23 protein-coding genes are annotated in these 20,297 nt (G+C 61.3%); 7 read left to right on the top strand and 16 right to left on the bottom strand.

All coding sequences use genetic code 11. From position 1 onward, the window contains the following. Window positions 1–5: 5 nt before the first annotated feature. The 4 genes from AC6JA3_RS21495 to AC6JA3_RS21480 all read right to left on the bottom strand — a co-directional run bounded on the left by AC6JA3_RS21495 (window position 6) and on the right by AC6JA3_RS21480 (window position 4,340). Window positions 6–704 (bottom strand): adenylate/guanylate cyclase domain-containing protein, encoded by a 699-nt coding sequence (locus tag AC6JA3_RS21495; protein WP_497920582.1) that lies wholly within the window; start codon window positions 702–704, stop codon window positions 6–8. A gap of 842 nt (window positions 705–1,546) precedes the next feature. Next, a complete protein-coding gene (locus AC6JA3_RS21490) occupies window positions 1,547–1,900 on the bottom strand; it encodes a hypothetical protein (protein ID WP_497920581.1) in 354 nt (117 codons plus the stop codon). Window positions 1,901–2,715: 815 nt separating this feature from the next. Beyond that, window positions 2,716–3,477, bottom strand: coding sequence for an isoprenylcysteine carboxylmethyltransferase family protein (locus tag AC6JA3_RS21485; protein WP_497920580.1), 762 nt, complete (start codon window positions 3,475–3,477; stop codon window positions 2,716–2,718). Further along, on the bottom strand, window positions 3,474–4,340 hold the full coding sequence (locus AC6JA3_RS21480; protein WP_497920579.1) for an NAD-dependent epimerase/dehydratase family protein: 867 nt from the start codon (window positions 4,338–4,340) through the stop codon (window positions 3,474–3,476). Before AC6JA3_RS21480 ends, AC6JA3_RS21485 begins: the two co-directional genes overlap by 4 nt. 151 nt (window positions 4,341–4,491) lie before the next feature. Between AC6JA3_RS21480 and AC6JA3_RS21475 the strand changes: the two genes are divergently transcribed. Together AC6JA3_RS21475 and AC6JA3_RS21470 are read left to right on the top strand one after the other, a co-directional pair. Next, entirely contained in the window at window positions 4,492–4,764 is a 273-nt protein-coding gene (locus tag AC6JA3_RS21475) for a hypothetical protein (RefSeq protein ID WP_026540953.1), read from the top strand. A gap of 13 nt (window positions 4,765–4,777) precedes the next feature. Beyond that, window positions 4,778–5,575, top strand: a complete 798-nt coding sequence (locus AC6JA3_RS21470; RefSeq protein ID WP_497920654.1) for a glycerophosphodiester phosphodiesterase family protein — start codon at window positions 4,778–4,780, stop codon at window positions 5,573–5,575. Between the two features lie 51 nt (window positions 5,576–5,626). Here AC6JA3_RS21470 and AC6JA3_RS21465 read toward each other — a convergent pair whose 3' ends face one another. After that, window positions 5,627–7,465 (bottom strand): glycoside hydrolase family 2 protein, encoded by a 1,839-nt coding sequence (locus tag AC6JA3_RS21465; protein ID WP_497920653.1) that lies wholly within the window; start codon window positions 7,463–7,465, stop codon window positions 5,627–5,629. Window positions 7,466–7,539: 74 nt separating this feature from the next. On the opposite strand from AC6JA3_RS21465, the gene AC6JA3_RS21460 reads away from it, so the two are divergent. Both AC6JA3_RS21460 and AC6JA3_RS21455 read left to right on the top strand, forming a co-directional pair. After that, on the top strand, window positions 7,540–8,502 hold the full coding sequence (locus AC6JA3_RS21460) for a D-2-hydroxyacid dehydrogenase family protein (protein WP_497920578.1): 963 nt from the start codon (window positions 7,540–7,542) through the stop codon (window positions 8,500–8,502). Between the two features lie 61 nt (window positions 8,503–8,563). Next, entirely contained in the window at window positions 8,564–9,706 is a 1,143-nt protein-coding gene (locus AC6JA3_RS21455) for a glycerate kinase (RefSeq protein WP_497920577.1), read from the top strand. A gap of 18 nt (window positions 9,707–9,724) precedes the next feature. Here AC6JA3_RS21455 and AC6JA3_RS21450 read toward each other — a convergent pair whose 3' ends face one another. Next, window positions 9,725–9,967, bottom strand: a complete 243-nt coding sequence (locus tag AC6JA3_RS21450) for a DUF2630 family protein (protein ID WP_026540948.1) — start codon at window positions 9,965–9,967, stop codon at window positions 9,725–9,727. 99 nt (window positions 9,968–10,066) lie between these two features. Between AC6JA3_RS21450 and AC6JA3_RS21445 the strand changes: the two genes are divergently transcribed. Next, on the top strand, window positions 10,067–10,510 hold the full coding sequence (locus AC6JA3_RS21445) for a YdeI/OmpD-associated family protein (RefSeq protein ID WP_091550458.1): 444 nt from the start codon (window positions 10,067–10,069) through the stop codon (window positions 10,508–10,510). A 4-nt stretch (window positions 10,511–10,514) separates the two neighbouring features. Here AC6JA3_RS21445 and AC6JA3_RS21440 read toward each other — a convergent pair whose 3' ends face one another. Continuing rightward, window positions 10,515–11,258, bottom strand: coding sequence for an MBL fold metallo-hydrolase (locus AC6JA3_RS21440; RefSeq protein WP_497920576.1), 744 nt, complete (start codon window positions 11,256–11,258; stop codon window positions 10,515–10,517). A gap of 256 nt (window positions 11,259–11,514) precedes the next feature. Here AC6JA3_RS21440 and AC6JA3_RS21435 point away from each other — a divergent pair, with 256 nt between their 5' ends. Further along, on the top strand, window positions 11,515–11,814 hold the full coding sequence (locus AC6JA3_RS21435) for a hypothetical protein (protein ID WP_026540944.1): 300 nt from the start codon (window positions 11,515–11,517) through the stop codon (window positions 11,812–11,814). A 75-nt stretch (window positions 11,815–11,889) separates the two neighbouring features. Here AC6JA3_RS21435 and AC6JA3_RS21430 read toward each other — a convergent pair whose 3' ends face one another. Beyond that, entirely contained in the window at window positions 11,890–13,149 is a 1,260-nt protein-coding gene (locus AC6JA3_RS21430; RefSeq protein WP_497920575.1) for an MFS transporter, read from the bottom strand. A gap of 55 nt (window positions 13,150–13,204) precedes the next feature. Between AC6JA3_RS21430 and AC6JA3_RS21425 the strand changes: the two genes are divergently transcribed. Then, the gene (locus AC6JA3_RS21425; protein ID WP_497920574.1) at window positions 13,205–14,158 is read left to right on the top strand and encodes an ArsR/SmtB family transcription factor; all 954 of its coding nucleotides are present in this window, start codon (window positions 13,205–13,207) and stop codon (window positions 14,156–14,158) included. A gap of 47 nt (window positions 14,159–14,205) precedes the next feature. Here the strand turns inward: AC6JA3_RS21425 and AC6JA3_RS21420 are convergent, their stop codons facing one another. The 8 genes from AC6JA3_RS21420 to AC6JA3_RS21385 form a co-directional block, all read right to left on the bottom strand. After that, on the bottom strand, window positions 14,206–14,757 hold the full coding sequence (locus AC6JA3_RS21420) for a dihydrofolate reductase family protein (protein ID WP_091550454.1): 552 nt from the start codon (window positions 14,755–14,757) through the stop codon (window positions 14,206–14,208). 38 nt (window positions 14,758–14,795) lie between these two features. Beyond that, on the bottom strand, window positions 14,796–15,122 hold the full coding sequence (locus AC6JA3_RS21415) for a hypothetical protein (protein WP_497920573.1): 327 nt from the start codon (window positions 15,120–15,122) through the stop codon (window positions 14,796–14,798). A gap of 700 nt (window positions 15,123–15,822) precedes the next feature. After that, a complete protein-coding gene (locus tag AC6JA3_RS21410) occupies window positions 15,823–16,512 on the bottom strand; it encodes a DUF4253 domain-containing protein (protein ID WP_091550453.1) in 690 nt (229 codons plus the stop codon). Between the two features lie 40 nt (window positions 16,513–16,552). Next, window positions 16,553–17,320 carry a hypothetical protein gene (locus AC6JA3_RS21405; protein WP_497920572.1) on the bottom strand — a complete coding sequence of 256 codons (768 nt, stop codon included), beginning with the start codon at window positions 17,318–17,320 and terminating at the stop codon, window positions 16,553–16,555. Window positions 17,321–17,478: 158 nt separating this feature from the next. Then, a complete protein-coding gene (locus AC6JA3_RS21400) occupies window positions 17,479–18,246 on the bottom strand; it encodes a hypothetical protein (protein ID WP_497920571.1) in 768 nt (255 codons plus the stop codon). Between the two features lie 31 nt (window positions 18,247–18,277). Beyond that, window positions 18,278–18,658 carry a hypothetical protein gene (locus tag AC6JA3_RS21395; RefSeq protein WP_155854591.1) on the bottom strand — a complete coding sequence of 127 codons (381 nt, stop codon included), beginning with the start codon at window positions 18,656–18,658 and terminating at the stop codon, window positions 18,278–18,280. A gap of 27 nt (window positions 18,659–18,685) precedes the next feature. Beyond that, a complete protein-coding gene (locus tag AC6JA3_RS21390) occupies window positions 18,686–19,135 on the bottom strand; it encodes a peptidoglycan-binding domain-containing protein (RefSeq protein WP_217638348.1) in 450 nt (149 codons plus the stop codon). A 418-nt stretch (window positions 19,136–19,553) separates the two neighbouring features. Continuing rightward, window positions 19,554–20,120 (bottom strand): type 1 glutamine amidotransferase domain-containing protein, encoded by a 567-nt coding sequence (locus tag AC6JA3_RS21385; RefSeq protein WP_026547201.1) that lies wholly within the window; start codon window positions 20,118–20,120, stop codon window positions 19,554–19,556. Window positions 20,121–20,297: the final 177 nt, after the last annotated feature.

Below are 20,297 nucleotides of genomic sequence, written 5' to 3'. Positions count from 1 at the left end.
GGATGTTAGGAAATGCTCGAGCGCCAAGTCGATCCATAGATGGTGTAACCCAACTGATCCTTACCGAGGTCTGTCCACATGTTCTTCTTGCTGGATCCGCCGTACTTGGAGGAGTCCAGGAGCATGTTGTAGCTCGCTGCTGATATGTAAGTGGAGTAGGTGGTGGGAAGCGCAGCCATTTTGGCCGCGTTGTTGGCTGCGGTTCCCACCCAGACGAGGTCATTGCTTCCCCGGATACCCGTTCGGGCGACGAACAGGGCTGAGGTGTCGACCCCTACTTTCTGCTTCAGCAGGTAGGTGGACTTGGGGTATTTGGCTTTAATGGCAGGCTGGAGTATCTCTTGAACCGCCCAATTGATCCTCAGCCCGCATTTAGCCGCGTCGGTGTTTTTGGTGGTTCCGATGAAGACGGCCATGATGCGGTCGCCGTCGAATGAAGTGATCACGCCTCCCTGTGCCCGGATTATCCTTCCGGCGGTGTAGAGGTAGTTCTTGTAGACCTCTGCGGCGAACCAGTCCTTTTTTCCCTTGACCAGCTGGGTTGATTCTGCCAGGTCGGCATAAAGGACGGTCGCGTCAACCTTCACGGCCTCATTGCCGAGCTTGATGTCTTCCGTCGCGGGGACCTTCTGACCGTTGCGGGTCGTCCACACTCCTGCGTGTGTCCGTTTGGCATAATCCTGGAGGTCGGTGAGTAAAGACATGTTCGTAGGTTCTTTCATGGGGAATTCTGAGAAACAGAGAGGAAGAAGGGCCCCGGACCTACCCGGGAACGCACCGTGTGAAGAATCGGTCTTTGCCCGCATACTCTCAGCCTTTGGGCAGCCCTTCGCCTCCAGCCTACTGAAGGACGGGGCGTGGACCGGCTTCGTGTCTGAAAGTTGCGTACCTCGCCGGAGCTGGCCGCCTCACCCGCTTGCCGATATTTGGGGGGTCCGTTCCGGTAGGGGCAGCTGGTTTTCAGTGAGAGCCCGTGAGGGCGGCTGCTACGGAGAAAGGACTCCGCGAGGGCCTCGCTATTGTCCAAATACCCGGCGACCATCGCTCCGTCGCGGAGCAGCATGAGGTCTTCGGCCACATCGTCGGGAAGGCCAAGAGGGCTGACCATCTCTGCGAACGCGGCCCTGTGACAGGCCCGGTGGTCCCGGACGTTTTGTCTTACCGCGCCCAGGACCCCGGTCCCACGATGGGCTGCAGTTGCTCGCCACCTGGTCCCCTACTAACGGCGCCGGGTTGAAAGCCAAGGACGAAGCAGCCTCCAACCGTCACTCTGGGAATTGATGCCGGAATCCAAAAATCTTTAGGGCCTGGCGCCTCATAACCCTTGCCATATGTTCCCCTGCAACTTAGGAAGGTTCTCAGCGCACCGCATTCTCACAACTGCATCCACAAACCTCCGTCTGGCATCGGCACACTGGTCGTTAGTTACGAGGCACATCGGAGCGGTGAACGTCGAAACATACTGGGTACGCTCAAGCATCGCCCCAGGAGTCGAAGAAGAGCATGCCTTGGCTTCGGGGAGCAGGCTCTTATCTCCGGGTCGTTTCTAGCCGTTGCAATTGACTTCGCCAAATGCGGCCTTGGGCGCTTTTGTTGCCCCGGTGATCGCAAAGACTCCACGATCGCCTTCACGCATCGCTGGCGTTATCTCGTTTGAGCGTCCCACGACGTTGCCACTAGAATCCTTGAGCTTCAGTTCGATGTAGATACCGCCGGGGCAGCTGCCGTTCATTTCCACTGTCACGATGAAACAAGACAGGCCGGAGAGACAGTTCGAACGAGCGGTTTTCTTCTCGGATTCTGTCGCCCAACGGATCAAGACCCCGTCACCAGCATGCACGAAGCCCTCTGCTTTCTGTGCTTCTGTGGGCCCGAGGATTTTTTCAATTGCTTCATCCACAGCAGCTTCGTTGGCTGCCTCCTTGGCTCGCTGCTCCGCAGCCGACGAGCACCCAGCAATGGGGACGCATAACACGGCCAAGACGAGGCCGAGAACATTAGCCTTCCTGCTAAACCACAAACGCATTTAAATCCCCATTCTTTAGTTTGTCCGGCTTTATCCTAGTGTTCGCACCGGGGGGTTCACTTTTAAGTCATTCTGGGCACGAAATAAGTCCCAACTTGTAACTGCTAAAGGCTCAGCGATGCCCGGAAGAACCGGGGGATCGGGTTTTTACCCTGCTTCACTTCGTGGCTGGCCGCTTGGGCTAGGTCGCGCGTCGCGGATCTCTTTTCGTCCGGCTGCTGTTTTGGCTGCTGCCCTGACGGTCTGTACCAGCCCGCTCCGACCCGTCAAGCCATGCAACGCTGCGCGCTGCGTGCTGGTCCTCGCTCCGCTCGGGCTGCAAAAAGGCCCCTTTTCTTGCTTTGGCTGCTGTCCTTCGGATTGCACGTGTCCGCTCCGGCCCGTCTAGCCCCTCCTTCGTTGGGGCCCGTCTAGCCCCTCCTTCGTTGGGGCCCGTCTAGCCCCTCCTTCGTTGGGGCCCGTCTAGCCCCTCCTTCGTCGGAGCCCTGCGGTGCAGGAAATGTCCCTGCGGCGCTCCTTCGTCGCTGATTTCCTCCGGGAATTACCCCACCCCTTGCCCAAGGGTAGACAGGCCTTCGTCGGGCACAGCTCCGCAAGCTTCGCCAGCAGCCAAAACAACGGTGGAGGGAAACACGGTTGATCACCTGCCGAGGCCCCCTCCTATCGCTTGACAAGACATAGAAGCATCATCACGCCCATGGCTGCTCCTTGGGGAATGCCGGCCACGGCCATGGGGTTCCGGACCCACGGTACGGCCCGGCGATGACCAGGCGGTTGGGCATGGCAGAAGGCAGTAGAGTGCCACCTCCGATTGAGGACATAGTCACCGCGGAAGCGACACCTAGGGAACTGGCCAATAACAGCACCACGAAGCCGACGGGTGCGGCCGCCGAGGGGAACAGCAGGGAGACGCCCCACCGCTGCTCTAACCACCAAATGACTGAAGGAAGTACCACCAGGAAGAAACCCCAGAAGAGAATCAACTGACCCATGGTTGACCCCACGTTGGCCGCAGTGCCGCGGCGGGTAGGCGCTGGCCGGAACGCGAACGGTCCCCGCAGGATCAACTCCGTGGGCACCCGTCCCTGCGCCACAAAGAACAGCGCAACCACTGAGCATGCGGCGGCGGTGAACATGATCAGGACGCCCCACCCCGCCTCGGTAGTGATGGTGGCGTAGACAGCCAAGGCAACTGCAACGATTCCAGTCCAACCAGTGGCCACCACTGCTGCTGCCCTGACGCCGAAGGCCGCGACACCCGAGGCGATGACGAACAAGGGAATGTCGAAGGCGGCTACAGAGACGGGATCCAGGCGGCCAAGAGTGGCTGCGCGTATGGCCGGTGACAGGAAAACTCCAACCCACCACGCGAGCCCAGCCAGAGCTTGGACAGCGAAGTAGATCCGGCCCCACCCGTGTGCCCGCGAAGGGGCAGGGCCCTCCGAGCTCACGGGTGCCGTACGCCCTCGCCTGCCAGCAGTGCGCGGTAGCCCTCTTTGTAGGTGGGGAAGGTGAGATCAAAACCTGTGGCCCGGAGCCGTGTGTTGCTGCAGCGCTTGTCGCCGGGGCCGGCGTCGGACGCGTCGCCGGGTGCCGCCGTCGGGGGTTCCGGGCAGTGAAGTTCAGCGGCGAGGAAGCGCATGACGTCCCCCATTTCGGCTGCCAGGTCATCGACGCCAACATAGACGGACTCCGGAGCGGCCTCCATGGTGGTGAGGTGCACGATCATTGCCGCGGCGTCGTCCCTGTGGACGCGGTTGGTGTGCCGCGGTTGGGCGGGGATCGCGGCTTTGCCGCTGCGGACCTGGTCGATCAGCCGGGTTCGACCCGGCCCATAAATTCCACCCAGCCGCAGGGATATGGGCTGGGTGCTGGTTCCGAGCGTCCGGCTGAACAACAGCTCTTCCGCTTCTACCAGGACCTTGCCGCTGAACCGTGTGGGCTCAGTGGGCGTCGACTCGTCCACAACAGCCCCACCGGAGTCCTTGTACACAGCCGTGGAGGAGACGAACAGGATCCGTCGAGGCTCGATCGCTTGCCGCTCCAGTGCATCCAGGACGTTCTTCACCCCGTTCAAGTACGCCGCGCGATACGCCTCTTCCGTGGAGGAATCCGCTGCAACAGCCACCACAACAATGTCCACGTCCCCGGGCAGTTCCGGCACGGAGGTAGAGATGTCGGCGAACATACCGCGGATCCCGGCAGGCAGCTTTTCGGGGGAGCGGCGCAGGCCCACCACGTCATGTCCCGCAGCGGCGAAACGCAGTCCAACTTCGGTTCCAAGGTCGCCGCAGCCGGCAATCAACACAGTCATTCCCCCAGTTTGCCAGCACGCAGTGTCACCCAGTTCCCAGCTTCCATACAACCGGCGTTCAACTTGGCTCCGTAGGCTTCCAGCCAAGAACCCGTTTGCACGGTGAAATTTGCACGGTGAAATCGTCTCGTTGAAATGTGTAGGGGAAATCATGGCCAAGCGTCGGATCAGCAGCATCAATACCGCGCCTTTGCGACGGATCGAACCGGACCACCATTGGCGTTCGCTGCGCCAGGGTGACCGCGTCAACATCACCTTGATGCCCGGCTACGAATCGTCCGGGGTGGTGGATGCCGTCACCGGTGATGCCACTGCAGTGTGGGTGGAGCTCGACGGCGGCCGCGGCCGCACGCTGGTCCACGTCAGCGACGGCGTTGCGATCGTTCCACAACCGACGACGGCGGCGGTTCCGCAGGAGTCCTAGCCGCACCTTGGCAATGGGCTACGCTACGGGAGTGACGCTGCCCTATTTCCTTCGCAAGGACGGTTCGGTGGGCCCTTTGGCTTTCGCCCATCGGGGATTCTCCTTGAATGGCCTGGAGAATTCCATGTCCGCCTTCCGTGCCGCTGTGGACCTGGGGACCGCGCACCTGGAGACGGATGTCCACACCACCGCGGACGGGGTATTGCTGGTATTCCATGACTCTTCCCTGGACCGGGTGACGGATTCCGTGGGCAGGATTTCCGAGCTCACGGCCGCCCAGGTTGCAGCCGCCCGGATTGGCGGGGTGGAGCCGGTGCCAACTTTCGACGAGCTTGTCACTTCCTTGCCGGGTGCCCGGCTGAACCTGGACGTTAAGGATTGGAACTCCGTGGGCCCGATGGCTACGGCAATCGAGAAGCACGGCATCCACGACAGGGTTTTGGTCACCAGTTTCTCGGACAGGCGACGGCGGGCCGTCCTGTCCAGGCTTTCGCGGCGTGCAGCGTCCTCGGCCGGCAGCTCCTTGACCGCGCTCTTCGTCCTTCTGGGCCCAGTACTTCCTGCCGCTGTGGCACGCAAGCTGCTCTCCGGCGTCGACGTCTTCCAGGTTCCCGTCCGGTACGGCCGCTTGCCCGTGGTGACGCCGGGATTTATCCGTCGTGCCCACCGGCTGGGACGGCAGGTGCATGTGTGGACCATCAACGAGCCGGGGGAGATGGAGCGGCTGCTGGACCTTGGCGTGGACGGGCTGGTGTCGGACCGGTTGGACCTGCTCAAGGGAGTTATGGTTCGCCGCGGCCAGTGGGTCTAAAACCCCCGCCGAAGTGGCATTTGATGACAATCCCAGGCGCCCACATTGCCGTTAATTGCCACCTCGGCGGGGCTGGTTCCGGGTTTCGATCGCGGCTGGCCGGACTTGGCTGGCCCGGATTCTCTCCAGATCGAACTTGTTGCTGCGATCGAAGGTGAAGATGCCGTTCTTCTCCTGGAAAACGTCCGTCAGCTGGGTGTAGCAATAACCGAACATGTCCGGGTTTTCCAGCAGCACGGAGCAGAGCCCGTCAAAGCGGGTGTAGAACTCTTCCTCGCTGCTGACCCGCTGGCCGTATCCCCATGAAGAGGAGACGTCGCTTCCGTCCACGGCCTGGCGTGCCTCAACTTCGTTCCACCAGATCCCGCCGAATTCCGAGACGAAGTACGGCTGCCCGGCGTAGGGAACTGAGTACTCCTGGCCGTCCGTCGCCCGGTTGATGTAGGGCTTGCCGTCAGCGAGGCCCTGCTGTTCCAGGCGGAAGCGGTCCGGGTCCTGCTCATAGGAGTGGGAATCGTAGATGTCGGTTTCCCGGATGCGGTGCGAGTAGCCGGAGGCGTCGATGACCGGGCGCGTGGGATCGGCGAGCTTGGTGGCCAGGAACATGGCTTCGGTGACGTCATCCAGCACGGTGGGGCGATCATGCATCACTTGGTGCGTCTCATTGAGGGGGCACCAGCCAATGATGGAGGGGTGGTTGAAATCGCGCTTCAGGACTTCCAGCCATTGAGCCACGAAACTCGCTGTGGGCTTTTGGTTGTGCCCCACAGTTCCTCCGCCGGAAACTCCCCAGTCTCCGAACTCGCCCCACACCAGGTAGCCGAGCCTGTCCGCGTGGTAGAGGAAGCGCTCCTCGAAGACTTTCTGGTGCAGCCGGGCGCCGTTGAAGCCTGCGGCCATGGACAACTCGATGTCTTTGACCAAGGCAGCGTCGTCCGGCGAGGTCATGAGTGACTCGGGCCAGTAGCCCTGGTCCAGGATCAGTCGCTGGAAGACAGCCTTGCCGTTGATGCGGACAACCTTGCCGTCCAGGGCAACCGAACGGACCGCTGCGTAGCTGCTGACGTGGTCAACCACAGTGCCGGAGGAGTCCCGCACGCTGACCTCGAGGTCGTAGAGGAAGGGGTCTTCGACGGACCAGGGGCGCAGGGATTCTTCAGGGATGTTCAGGCGGAGAGATGGCGTGAGATCCAGGTCCGCTTTTGCCTTGGCCTCAACACGTACATCGCCTTTGTCGCTGAGCACGGCGGTAACGGTATGTCCGCTTCGATTCCGGTTGACGGGCACCTCCACGGTGATGCTGGAATCTGCAAGGTTGGGCGTCATCCGGAGGCGTTTGATGTGCACCTCGGGCACGGCCTCCATCCATACCGTCTGCCAAATCCCGGTGGTCCGGGTGTACTGGCAGTGGGTGTTGTTGTACCACGTGGCCTGCTTGCCGCGGGCCTGCATTTCGTGCCGGGAATCCCTGGCCCGCACCACAATTACTGCTTCCGTACCGGGCTCGGCTACTCCTCCGAGGTCCGCGGTGAACGGCGTAAAACCGCCGCGGTGCCGGCCAACTTCAACCCCGTTCACCCACACGGTGGCGTCGTGGTCTACGGCCCCAAAGTGCAGCAGTACGTTCTGCCCGGCCCACTCCTGCGGAATGCTCACTGTCCGCCGGTACCAGACGGCTTCCATGAAATCGACGTGCTCGATCCCCGAAAGGGCGGATTCAGGTGCGAACGGAACCAGGATCTCGCTGTTGAGTTCGCGGGTGGTGAGGCCGCGCTCCAGACCGGAGTCACCGGCGTCGATCTCAAAACTCCAGGTGCCGTTGAGGTTCAGCCAGTTTTCACGGACCAATTGTGGGCGGGGGTGCTCGGGCTTGGGCATGGTGGACGTCACATTTTGGCTCACACTCAAAAACCTAACGCGAGATGGGGTTGAGTACCACCGGCCGCCGCGCGAGGATAAGGGACGTGACCCGATTCCGTTTAGCCATCCTGGACGATTACCAGCAGGTCTCCGGCGATTATGCCCCGTGGGACTCACTGCTCGACGACGGCGTAAAGGTGAGCGTGTTCAGCGCACCTTTCGTCTCGGCAGAGCAGGCCGTGGCCGCCTTGGCGCCGTTCGACATCATTGTGGCGATGCGCGAGCGAACCCGCTTCCCGCAGGATGTCCTTGAGGCCCTGCCCAACCTGAAGCTGCTGGTCACTACTGGCATGGCGAATGCAGCCATTGACCTGGAGGCAGCGGCAGAGCGGGGAATCGTGGTGTGCGGAACAAGTGGATCGCCGGCCGCTGCGCCCGAACTGACGTGGGCTTTGCTGATGGCCTTTGCCCGGAATCTGACGGTGGAGGAGAACTCGCTGCGCGCCGGGGGCTGGCAGACCGGCGTCGGCTTTGAGCTTGAAGGCAAGACGCTGGGAATCGTGGGCCTGGGCAAGATCGGCAAGCGAATGGCTGGTTATGCCAAGGCGTTCGGTATGGACGTCCTGGCGTGGAGCCAAAACCTCACGGCCGACGCCGCAGAGGCAGCCGGTGCCCGCAAGGTCAGCAAAGAGGAACTGTTCCGTGAGTCCGACGTCGTGACGCTCCACCTCCGGTTGTCCGAGCGGACAGAGGGAATCGTGGGGGCCAAGGAACTGCGCTTGCTCGGACCCGAAGGCGTACTGGTCAATACTGCGCGTGGTCCTTTGGTGGACGAGGCTGCGCTGATCCAGGCGCTGGAAGAGGGGTGGATCCGCGGAGCTGCGCTGGATGTGTTCGACGATGAACCCCTTCCGGGAGGCCATGCGTTGCTTCATTCCCCGCGGACGGTGCTCTCCCCGCATATCGGCTACGTGACGCATGAGAGTTACCGCCAGTTCTATGGCGGGGCTTTTGAAGATGTGAAGGGGTGGCTGGACGGGGCCCCGGTCCGGGTGATCAGCGGATAGTCCCGGCGCCCACATTACGGGCGGGCAAGCGCTTTCCGAGCAAAGCTGGCAAGATGGACCCATGCGTATCCTCATCGCCCCGGACAAGTTCAAGGGATCACTGACCGCCGCCGAAGCCGCGTCAGCCATGGCCGAAGGCGCCCTCCGTGTTTACCCTGACGCCGTGACCACCCAGTTCCCGGTGGCCGACGGCGGCGAAGGCACCCTGGATGCGGCCATCGCCGCCGGATATGAGGAGCGGAACAACGCTGTTGTCGGCCCGATCCTGAAGCCGGTGGGAGCATCATGGGCCATCCGGAAAGACGCCTTCGGCGGGGCAAGCGTTGTCATTGAGACCGCCATGGCTTCCGGCCTCGCGCACATGGAACCCACCCCGGAGAATTCGCTCCGCGCCCACAGCTACGGCTGCGGCCAGCTGATCGCCGCAGCCCTGGATGCAGGTGCCACCGAAATCGTCCTCGGCTTGGGCGGTTCGGCAATGTCCGACGCCGGCAGTGGAGCCTTGCGTGCTTTGGGGCTCAAACCCCTTGATGCGGCCGGGAACGTGGTGCCGCTCGGGGGAGGTTCCTTGGTGGACGTCGTTGCCCTGGACGCCTCCGAACTGGATCCGCGACTGTCCGCCGTGAAGTTCCGGATCGCCGTCGACGTTCAGAATCCGCTCTACGGGCCCGATGGTGCGGCGCATGTTTTTGGTCCGCAGAAGGGTGCGGACGAGGATGCGGTGGAGAAGCTCGACGCCGGTCTTCGCAACTGGGCGTCGCTCCTTCGGGAAGCAACTGGCCGCGATGTGAACGTACCTGGTGCGGGAGCGGCAGGCGGGTTCCCGGCGTCGTTCCTTGCCTTTACCGACTCCGCACTGGAGGGTGGCTTCGCGCTGGTGGCCGGCCTCACGGGCTTGGCCAAGCACCTCGGCGAGGCTGACTTGGCCATCACCGGTGAGGGTTCCATGGACGAGCAGTCACTTACCGGGAAGGCCCCTATCGCCTTGGCCGATGCTGCCAGCGTTCACGGGATCCCCGTCATCGCCGTGGCGGGGCGAATTACTGTCACACCTGAGGACCTGGCCAAGCACGGCATTGTTGCCGCCGCCCAATTGCTGGACGTCGCACAGCGCAAAGACGGCGTCCCGGATGTGGCGGACGCCGTGGCCAACGCGGCGAAGTACCTCGCGTGGGCTACCAGCCAGGTCCTTGAAGGAGCGTAATTCCTTGAAGGGGCGTTATTACTGCCGGTAGCCCTCCACTTCGCTGACGGGCCTTGGCTCCGCTTCGTCGGGGTTCTCTCCGGCGTCCTTCTTGGCGCGGCGTTGGCGGAGCAGGTCCCAGCATTGGTCCAGTTGGGCCTCAAGGTGGGCCAAGCGGGCGCGGTTGTCGTCGCCGTCGTGTTCTGACCCTGCGGAGTCGCGGAGGCGGTGCTCCTCCTCGACCAGTGACTGGATGCGTTCCAAAAGATCCTGGTTGTCCATTACCTGTCTCCTTGCGGCTGGCTTGTTGGATTGCGGTTATCTCGAAAGTAGTCCTGTGCGTGCAGTGCGTCTACCGGTGCCTGACGGCATACTGGGGACATGGAATTCACAACCACGATCGTCGGCGATGGAAACAAGGCAGGCATCGAGGTTCCCCCGGAGGTGGTGGATGCCCTCGGTGCCGGCAAGCGACCCCCGGTGGTGGTGACCATCAACGGTAAGAGCTACCGCAGCAGCATCGCGGTGATGGCCGGGAAATACATGGTGGGCGTCAGCTCGGCGAACCGTGAGCTCACCGGCGTTGCCGCAGGTGACACGGTGGGTGTTGGCCTTGAAGTGGATACCGAGCCCCGCGTGGTGGAGGTGCCAGATGACCTGGCTGCCGCACTGGACGCTGAGCCCGAGGCAAAGGCCTTCTACGGAACACTCAACTACAGCGCCCAACGGCGTTACGTCGAACCGATCGCCGATGCCAAGACCGAGGAAACGCGTGCGCGGCGAATTGCCAAGGTGGTCGCGGATTTGAAAGCCGGCAAGAAGTAGCACTTCAGGCCGGACCGTTTGCCCGGGCGATGGTTACCGCCTCTTCAATGCCCCTTGTCCAAGGCTCGCCGTGCCCGGGAAGCACCAGGCCGGCCCGGGTGTCCGCCAACTGCTTGAGTGATGCAAGGTTCAGTGCGCTGTCCGCAGTAGCTGCCCCGGCAACGATCCTCGGCCCGGTTCGTTGCGTATAGGGATCCATGGTTACCAGGGCGTCGCCGCTGAACAGGATTCCGCGTTCCCTAAGGAAGAGTCCGCAATGGCCGCTCGTGTGGCCCGGGGAGAAGACAATTTCCGGACTGCCGGGGACTGGCAGCGCGCCGGTCCCGGGGAAGTGCCGCAGATCGCTGACGCCTTTGACGTTGAGCGCGCCGGCCCTGGTCATACTGGCCATCACGGGCAGGCCCTTGGGGTGGGTCAGGGCGAAGATGAACCGCGAGCGTTCGTGCCTGTAGCGGTAGGGATGTTCAGCAATGTAGGAGTCTTCGCGATGGACCCACACGGGAATGCCCAACTCTTGATGAAGGCGCTTGGCCAGTCCCAAGTGATCGAAGTGGGCGTGGGTCAGGACCAGGGCGCGAATGTCCTGGAGGGAGTGGCCTAAAGCCTTGAGCGACTTCTCCAGGGGTGTCCACATGGCCGGGAGTCCGGAGTCCACCAGGGTCAAGCCATCGCTGCTTTCCACCACATAAAAGTTTACGAAGGCGTCCGAGAAGCGATGGACGCCGTCGGCTACCTCGGTCATGGACATGGTCGCACTCCTTTCGAGCCTGTCGAATTGGGCCTGCCACCACTACCATAAGCATGCTTAGTATTTGCGGCAAGGTTGTTGTTGTGGTGCGTCAGGCCTGCACTTCCCTTCGGTCGGACTACGGGTAAGGGCGGGGCTGCCCCGGGGCGCCACCGAAAAGCCCTTACCCTCGGCGCGGAGTTGCGCTATCTTATTCCCACCTGCGTCGGGCTGGCTGGGGAGCGCACGCCACGTCACAACAAATCGAGGTAACACAATGCGAATCAAACTTCTCTCTGCTGCCCTCTGTGTAGGTGCGCTGACGGCGTTGTCGGCCACACCGGCTTTCGCCGCAGGACAAGTGGAACGCGGCCCGGATAACGCCAATTCCATTTGCTCGTATTCGGGTCAGAACGACACCCCCAATGCCGCCGCTCCCGAGGGCGGCAGGGTGCAGTCCTACGGTCAGCTGGTCCGCCAGGGACTCAAGGCAGACCTGGCTGCGGCCGGGGAATCGCCCAGTCAGCTGTGCAACGGACACCGGCTTCCCTGGCAGGAAGTGACCGGTAGCCACTGACCCTGGCTCCATCAGCATCAGGGGCCTCCCGCAGGATCAATTCGGCGGGAGGCACCTCTTGCTGGCCGACCGCTCTCAGGCGAGTGCCGGCGTCGTTGATGCCTTCCGCGCGATCAGCGTGACTCCTGCCGCAGACCCAAGGAAGACGGCACCCAGGATGCCCCAACCCAACGCTCCATGTTCGACGACGGTGGCGGTCACCACGAGCGGTGCGAGCATGGCTCCGAGGGCAGATCCCATACCGAACATTCCTTGGTAAGCCCCTGCCTGGAGCGGGTCGGCGAGCTCAAAACTCAGTCCCCACGCTCCCGCCTGCGACAGAATCTCTGCAAACGAGTGCAGGAGCGCGGCGCCGCACAGGAGCGACACGGCCGCCACCACCGGCACTCCTCCTGCCGTTGCGTAGAGCACGCAAGCCAGGGCCATGAGCACTCCCCCCGTCATGACGATCTTTCCTGCGTGCCGTGGGTCGTGCGTGCCGCGGGAGAGTGGGACTTGCAGGAGAACGACACACAGCGTGTTGATGACCAGAATGACGGATATCAGGACATCCGGCGCACTGGTGTCCTGCGAAATCCACAGCGGCACACCCATTTCGGCAAGGCCGAACTGCATGCCAAAGATGCCGGACAGGACTGTCAGGACCAGATAGCGGCGGTCCCGAAAGGGGGAGACGCGTCGCTGCGGAAGCGGGCTGGCCGGGTCATGGCGCGGTGCGTCCACGCGGGTGGGGAGGCGGCGCAGGTGCAGCGCGCTGAGGAGGTAGACCGCACCGGCGCCGATCATCATTGCCCGGAAGGCTTCGGCAGTTCCGGCCAGCAGCGCGAGTCCGGCGATCATGCCTCCCAGTGCGATACCAAGATTCGTTACTGTGCGGAGGACAGCGCGGGCATTCACACGGTTCGGACCCTCGAAAGCCCGGGCAATGATCGCCGAACGCGTGGCGTTCGCACCCCGGTTCACGCCTACCGCGATACAGGCAATCACGACGGCGGTGCTGAAGTTCGCAGCGAACGTATAGGTCGCGATCGCGAGACCTTCGATGGCAACCATGCCCACCAGGAGTCGACGGGCGGAAAAGCGGTCAGCGAGCCGGCCGCCGATATAGGACGTCGCGACTCCCACGCCGCTGGAAACCGAGAGGATCACGGCGATTTCCACGGCGCTCAGCCCAACGAAACGGCTGAAATACAGAACCGTCAACGTAAGGAAGATGCCGCGTCCTACTGTTGCGACGAGGATGGCAGAAGCGAGGATCCTGAGGGTGGGGTCAGAGAGCGCCATGCGGAGGCTGTGCTCTGCGGCTGGGGCAGCGGTTGCGGAGGATTTGGTCACCCCATAGTTCTGTCACCCATGGACGGCGCGCGGTATTGATGTAGCGTATTGCTTCATGTTGAAGTACGAGTTGTCAGAGGCAGACCTGGGTGGTGTGCGTTTTGGCATCTCACCTTTGTGCGAACTCGGGCTTTCCCTGAGGGCCATCCGCGACCCCAGCCACTATCCGCTTCAGTTGCCTTGGTTGCGCAGGACTGAAGAGGCCCGGTCCCGGTTGGACCTCGATGGACTGCTTGCCCTGGTTGATGATCGGCTCTGGACGCCGGACTTCCTGAACCCCCGCCCTCAGTCCCCACTTACTCGGATCGATGACGAGTTCACGGTTTTGGAGCAGATTTCTGCGGAGCAGTTTCATGGAGACTTAATCAGGGTGCACGGCACCGTTCCGGCCATCTTTTCCGGACCTGTCGGCCCGGCGGTCGGTCGCCTGGTCCGTATCCTCAGGGAATTTTGGGACGCCTGTTTCGCGCCGCATTGGCTGCGCATGCGCACCATCCTGGAAGCGGACATCGTCTACCGCGGCCGGCAGATTGCACAGGGCGGGCTGTTCACCATGCTCAACGACTTGTCCGGTGCTGTGGAATTCGACGGCCGGGTGATCTCCGTGAGGCTGAAGAACCCGGCATCGAGGACCGAGAAGACTGAGGGCCTGGGGCTGACGCTTGTTCCCACCATGTTCACCCGCAGGGCGTCTGCACCCGTAAACCACGGCGACCCACCCATGCTGATGTACCCGGTGCGTGGGCAAGGTGCCATGTGGGAAGCGGAGCGCGTGACGAACCCAGCCGCCATAGTGGCCGTGTTGGGTGAGGTCCGGACAAGCCTGCTCACGGCCTTGGCTGCACCGGCATCGTCCACAGAGCTGGGGCTGCGTTTTGGCGTCTCAACATCTGCTGTAAACCAGCACCTCAGGGTGCTTCGGGACGCCGGGCTCGTGACCTCCACCCGCTACGGCCGCAGCGTGCTCTACTTCAGGAGCGAGCTGGGCGCGGCGTTGCTGCTGGGGTGACCGCCGAGGCGGGCTGACGGCGGGAGGCGAGTGTCGGCGTCGTGCCTTCAATCCTTGCGCAGGCTGTACGTACTGACCACGTTGCCCTTGCTGGTGGCGTACTGATCCTCCAACGTGAGGCGGTGGAGGGGGTCGCCTTCCTCGAAGATGCGCCGCCCGCTGCCGGCCACCACTGGGTGGGTCATGAGGGTGAGTTCGTCGAGGACGCCTGCGAAAAAGAGTTGGCGAACCAGTGAGATGCTGCCGCAGACGGCAATTTCGCCTCCGTCGCGGCTCTTCAGGTCGGTGACGAACTGCTGCACGTCGCCTTCAATAAGGTGCGAGTTTTCCCACTCCAACGGTTCTGTAAGGGTGCGCGAGGCGACGAACTTCTCCACGGGATTGATGAAGGCAGCAAAATCATCATCCTGCGAAGCGTTGGGCCAGTATCCAGCCCATTCCTGGTAGCTGACGCGGCCCAGGACCACTGTGTCCACGGTGGTGATCATCTTGCTCAGTCCCTTGCCCAGGTCCTCATCGAAGCTGTCGAACTGGAACTTGAAGGGGTCCTGGACCACCCCGTCAACAGAATGGAACAGCCCGGCGGTAACTTTACGCATCAGTTTCTCCTGTTGTGTGGCGGGTTTGAGTGGCGACGTCAGGCGGCGCGGCCGGACGTCTGGAGTGCACGGGATGGCAGGGCGGTCACGTTGTTGTGGTGCGGGTTCAGTCGCACGGGGACCTCATGAATTTCGGAGTAGACATGGAGTTGGCGCAACGCGTCTTCATCAATGGTGGCTTGGGACAGGTCCATCTCGACTCCCAAGCCGCCGCCCAGGCTCTTGGTGCGCTGAACCACGGGGTAAAGACCCTGAAGGCTCAAAGTGGTCACACGACCGGTCGCGGCGATCTGAATTTGTTCGCCGTCAACGTCGACCCGAACAACAACGGAGAGCTTCTCGCTGGCCAATGTACTGCCTTTCATCCTTGCTGCCACGCTGCAGCGTCCCCCAGCGTATGTGGCATGTGTGACCTGCGCAACATTGTGGCGGTGGGCGGTCGGGGGTCGGCAGCCGCGGCCGAAGATCGTTGGGGTCGGTCATTGCGAACCCATGCTTGGATGTGGGCTGATGAGCCACGTTCCCAACTGTCCCGGAAGTTGTCTTTGTGACTGTTGTTTGTGAGAGAAGTTTTGGGACAACATACGGGACTGAAATGTTACGTGGATGCTCAATCGGCAATGCACCAGTGCTCAAAAGTGCCTTGATGAGTGCCCTGAAGCCGTCTGCAAGATGCCCCGGAGTGGACGCTCTTCAAGTCCGCCTAACGGGTACTTCGCGGCGGCGGGGTGCCGCTACGGCCAAAAACAGCCTGGTGGGACCGTCCCAACGTGGGTGTCCCAGTTCCAAGGAACTGGGACACTCATTCAGCAGCTGCCTTGCCCTTCCGCTCCTTGGCGGACCAACTTCATCTCTGACCTGTGCCGGCTTCCTCGACGGCCAGCAATCGCAGCCACCCGTGCCCCTGATGGCCACGGTGTCCGCGTCCGAGCGATGCCGTGGATTTATGTCCTTACCTTACTCCGGAGGATGTGCACGGAATCGTTCGTATTCGTGCACGCCGAACCTTTGACGCCAGGGTCCCGGGGCCTGCGTCAAATCTCGGTTATGCATTGGGTTTGGGTGCTAGTCCCACCAGAGTTCGATGAGAGCGGTCCTGCCTGGGTTAGTGGAGATGATGGCGATTTCGTCGCAGGCTTGTTCCAGTTCGTCTTGGATTTTAGGTAGGTCCGGGACGGCCAGGACGAGGATGGCGTTGTCTGTGTCCGAGAGGTGCACTGGCACAGCGCCGGCCAGCCGGTTCCAGCGGCGTAGCAGCACCGCGAGTTCGGTCCGTGTGCCCAGGTTGTCGGCGCCCTCCCATTCAACGGCGTGGACGACGTCACCGGGATTCTCGACCTGGACAGCAACCAGGTTCCCTACACTGACGCTGTACGCCGGAACCTCTGCCGGCAGAACCGCCGAGCGGGCCACGGCGTCCGCGGGTTCTTCACTCGTGGCGGGTGTGACGGTGAACTCGTGCAGTGCTTGCTGTTCAGCGTCCGGATCGAACAGGGGAGGTATGTCGTCGGATTCGGGGCCTTGTTCTTCCCATGCCTCGGCGAGTTCCTCAGGGTCTGAGGGTTCCACTCCGTAGGTGAAGACATGCCAGCCCGGTAGTTTACCTGTGAGCTCCCGCTGAACCTGCCACGATGCCTCGCCGGCCAGCTCGGGGTCCCAGACCAGCGCCGGCGCACCGGCCGGGGTCACTGCCTGGACCGGAGAGGGAAACCCTTGTCCGGTGAGAATTTTTTGAATCTCGTCCACCGTTGTCACGTCTCTTCCTGTCATTTCCGTGGCTCGAGGACTCCGTCGTTTAGCGTCCGACAGAAGGAACATCCCTGTCTTCCCGTCCGGCGCGGGCTTCGGCCAGGGTGAAGGTTTTGTTTGTTGAGTGATTGTTGAAGTCCACAAGTATCCCGCGCCCGTTGGGGACGTAAAAGTCTTCGTTGAAGGGATCAAGGCCCAAGTGGCGACAATAGCTGACGAGCATGTCGTGAGTGAAACGATCGGTGGCCCTGACTGACTTGTAGGCTTCCTTGTCCTCAAAATCAGCGAACGCCGTACCGTCCCTGTCGAACACCCATCTGTCATCGTTGACCAAGCTGACATAGGAAGCGAATTCCTCAGACCCCATCACCATGATGTTGCGGACACCATATCTTCCCCGGTACTCGGGATAGCTCTTCTTGTCCACAGAGTGTGGGATCTCCGTGACTGTCACCGAGCGGATGCCCCGTGCCTGTGAGTATCGAAAATAGAGCATCGAGCTAAGGTCTGGACCTGAGACGGAGTTATTCACAGCAGCGGTCCATTCTGGGTTCTTGGTCTCCAGGAACAGATGCCTCCCTCCACTGTCCAGCGGCACCAACCTGGCGAACTGTTCCTCCAAAGTCCCAGTGGCCTCGATCATCAAGGCATCGTCCTTATTTTGAGCTTTCGACTGATTCCATTCATGCCAAACCTTGGCTGCTTCCTCCAGGGGCACGTTGATAAACGACAACGTATTCGTCACCGGCGCCCACTTGCTGCCAAGCAACAACTGGGAGGCAAGCTGCTCCGCCTGGATCAACTGTTTCTGCATGAATCGGTTCCTCGTTTCCGTCGTCCCAACGCTGGCGGGACGGGCGCTGTCTAAGTTGTAGTTCCGCTTGCCGATTCGCAGATCTTTCTCGAGCAACGAACGGTCGTTGAGCGTCGCTGTTTCGTAGTCCAGTTGGTCGATTGAGGTGCCCGGTCGAGTCAGGTTCGTGGAACGTCCCGGTCCTCGTTACCGGCCCGCGCTTCGGCCAAGGTGTATTCCTTTACGGGGTAACTGACGATGCTTTCCACGAGAATGGCGCGACCGTTGGGAACGTAGAAGCTTTCATTGAAGGGATCGAGTCCCAAGTGCCGGCAGTAGTCCACCAACATTTCATGGGTGAAACGCTCCGCCTTTCGCGGCCGGCCATAAGCTGCTGTGTTCTCGAAGTCGAAGGGGTCGCCGTTGGAGATGAAGACCCATTTGTCCTCGTTGATCACAGCAACCGTGCGTGCGAAACCTCCAGGCCCGACCACTTGGAGTTTACGGGCCCCGTAGCAGCCTCGGTATTGATCTTGACGAGTTTTCTTTTCCAGCGTGTGGGGGATCTCGGTTACGATAACGGACCTGATCTTCCTCTTTTGCCCGTATTGGACGGTCAAGACCGAATGAAGGTCCGGACTCCTGGAGGAATTTTCTACTGCCAGGGTCCAGTTGGGATTGGCCGTCTCCAAAAAGAGAACTCTTGTCACCGATCCCAAGGGCAGGAGTGTGCCTAGCAGGTCCTCAAGCCCACCATGATGGGCCGATGTGACAACCCCTTCCTTGCCCTCGTAGTCCCTGGACTCCTCCCACTCACGCCAAATGCCTGCGGCGTCCTCCAGGGGCAGGTTGATGAACGAAAGCCGATTGGTGATAGGCGCCCATCGGCTGCCCAGCAACAGCTCAGCAGCCAGCGCGTCACCATCACTGACACTTCTTACCACCACGGCCTCCTCCGTTCCTCTCCGTTGACCAGTCTCACTGCCACCACTTTTTAATCGGATCCCCTACCGGCAGTATTCGAAGCTGGTCTTTAGCCAAGGACGGGTCGTTGGCCAGGATCCGCAGGAAGTGACCCATGCCCCGGTCAGTGTCATCACTGAAGTCCGTTTTTGGCCTATCCAGTTCCACCACGTGGTGTTTCCCACCCAAGTCGAATTGAAGGTCTGGGCGGTTGTTACCAAGCACCTTAGTAGAGCCAAAATCCACTTGTTTTTGGTTGATCCTGATATTTTTGGCGCCTAGAGCCGTTATGCGTTGGATCTCATCATGCATCCATTCAGCCTGGTGCGGATCCTTGCCGATTTTAGGCTGTTTGCCCGCGAGTGCCGACGCCAAAATTGTTGTTGACGTCGGCACCCACGGGCAGTGCTGCTGATCGATCAGTTACCCGTTCGGATGTGAGTAGCAATTTCCTTTGCCCGACGTCCATCGGAATGCCTTGGCTGTGTTTGGACCGTAGATACCGTCCGCCGTCACCCCGAACTTCTGTTGAGCCCGGATCAGTGCGGACCGTGTGGCCGGACCGAAAGCACCATCGACCACGAGCCCTGCCCTTACGGCGCAAGCGCCGTTCAAACCTGCTTGGAGGGACTTCACGGCGATGGAGTTGGCTCCTTGGTCCAAGCGGCAGAGTATGTTGAAGTTCGAATCAGCCGGAACCGTGTAGTAGTTGTTATCTGCTGCCCACATGATGACTTGCTTGGAACAGTAGCCGCCGTTGGCTGCCTGTGCGGGTGCCGCCGAGAGCATCGTGGCTCCGAAGAGAAGGCTCACTGCGAGAATGATTCCGGATCGCCTGGAATTCCTCGGCGTGGCAATTTTCGAAAATTTCATCGTTCCCCCTTTGTTGGAGGCCAATATCCAACACCAGGACGGTTAGCCTCAGTCAATATTGAAATCTGGCCGTGCACCTCGCTGGGTGCGGGCTCAGGTTCGTATTGTTAGCCGACCCGCCATCATTAAACAAGAGCAAGCCCCCACATTAAGCGGGCGCAGTCAGAGTGTGTCACTAGCCGAAAGTGGCGGAACATAAATTAGCAAATAATTTGCACTATTAGTTCCATCCAGGTTGATAGGGAAGCTGCGTCGCGAGGTATCTTCCTCTCAGCCAGGGGATCCGCGGTGCGTGGGCCGGAGACCCTGGGCTTCTTAGCCCAGCTGGGCAGTGAGAGGTACGGAAAAGGCAAGTGCCGCCGTCGTACTTCTTGTGAAAGTACGACGGCGGCACTTGCCGTATGGGGGTCGGTGACCGCTAGGCGGTCTGGCCGGCGTGCTGGCCTTCCGAGATCTCTTCAACAACCTTGCTGTTGAAGGCGGGAAGGTCGTCAGGGTTGCGGCTGGTGACCAGGCCTTGGTCCACCACCACTTCCTCGTCGGTCCAGTTGGCACCCGCGTTCTTCAGGTCGGTCTGGAGCGTGTGATACGAGGTGACATTCCGCCCCTTGATCACTCCGGCTTCAATGAGGATCCACGGACCGTGGCAAATCGAGGCCACCGGTTTGTGCTGCTCAAAGAAGGCGCGCGTGAAGTTTTGCGCGTCCTTGTCGACGCGGAGATGGTCGGCGTTGACGACGCCTCCAGGGAGTACCAAGGCGTCGAAATCGGAGGCGTTGGCATCCGCCACTGCAAGGTCGACGTCGAAGGTGTCACCCTTCTCCACGCCGTTGAACCCCTGGAGTTTTCCCTTGGAGGGAGCTACGAGAGTCGGCTCGCCGCCGGCATCCTTGACTGCCTGCCATGGGCTGGTGAGCTCCACCTGCTCCACGCCGTCCGTCAGCAGGAATGCGACCTTCTTGCCTGCGATGTTGTGTTCTGACATTGTTCCTCCTCCATTGCGCGGCGGGTGCTTTTTGAGCGTGGGCCGCCACTGTGAGAGTTGTTTGTCTGACTTGTTCAAGCCTAGGGAAGGACGCGTTAGTAAGCAAGCTGACTAATACTGCAGGAGGGGCGTTAGTTGCTTAAGTATCGAATATCGATAGAATCAGGTTGTTGTTCG

It is taken from the genome of Arthrobacter sp. TmtSoilC79, assembly GCF_059739405.1.
This window is presented reverse-complemented; position numbering and strand designations above follow the sequence as displayed.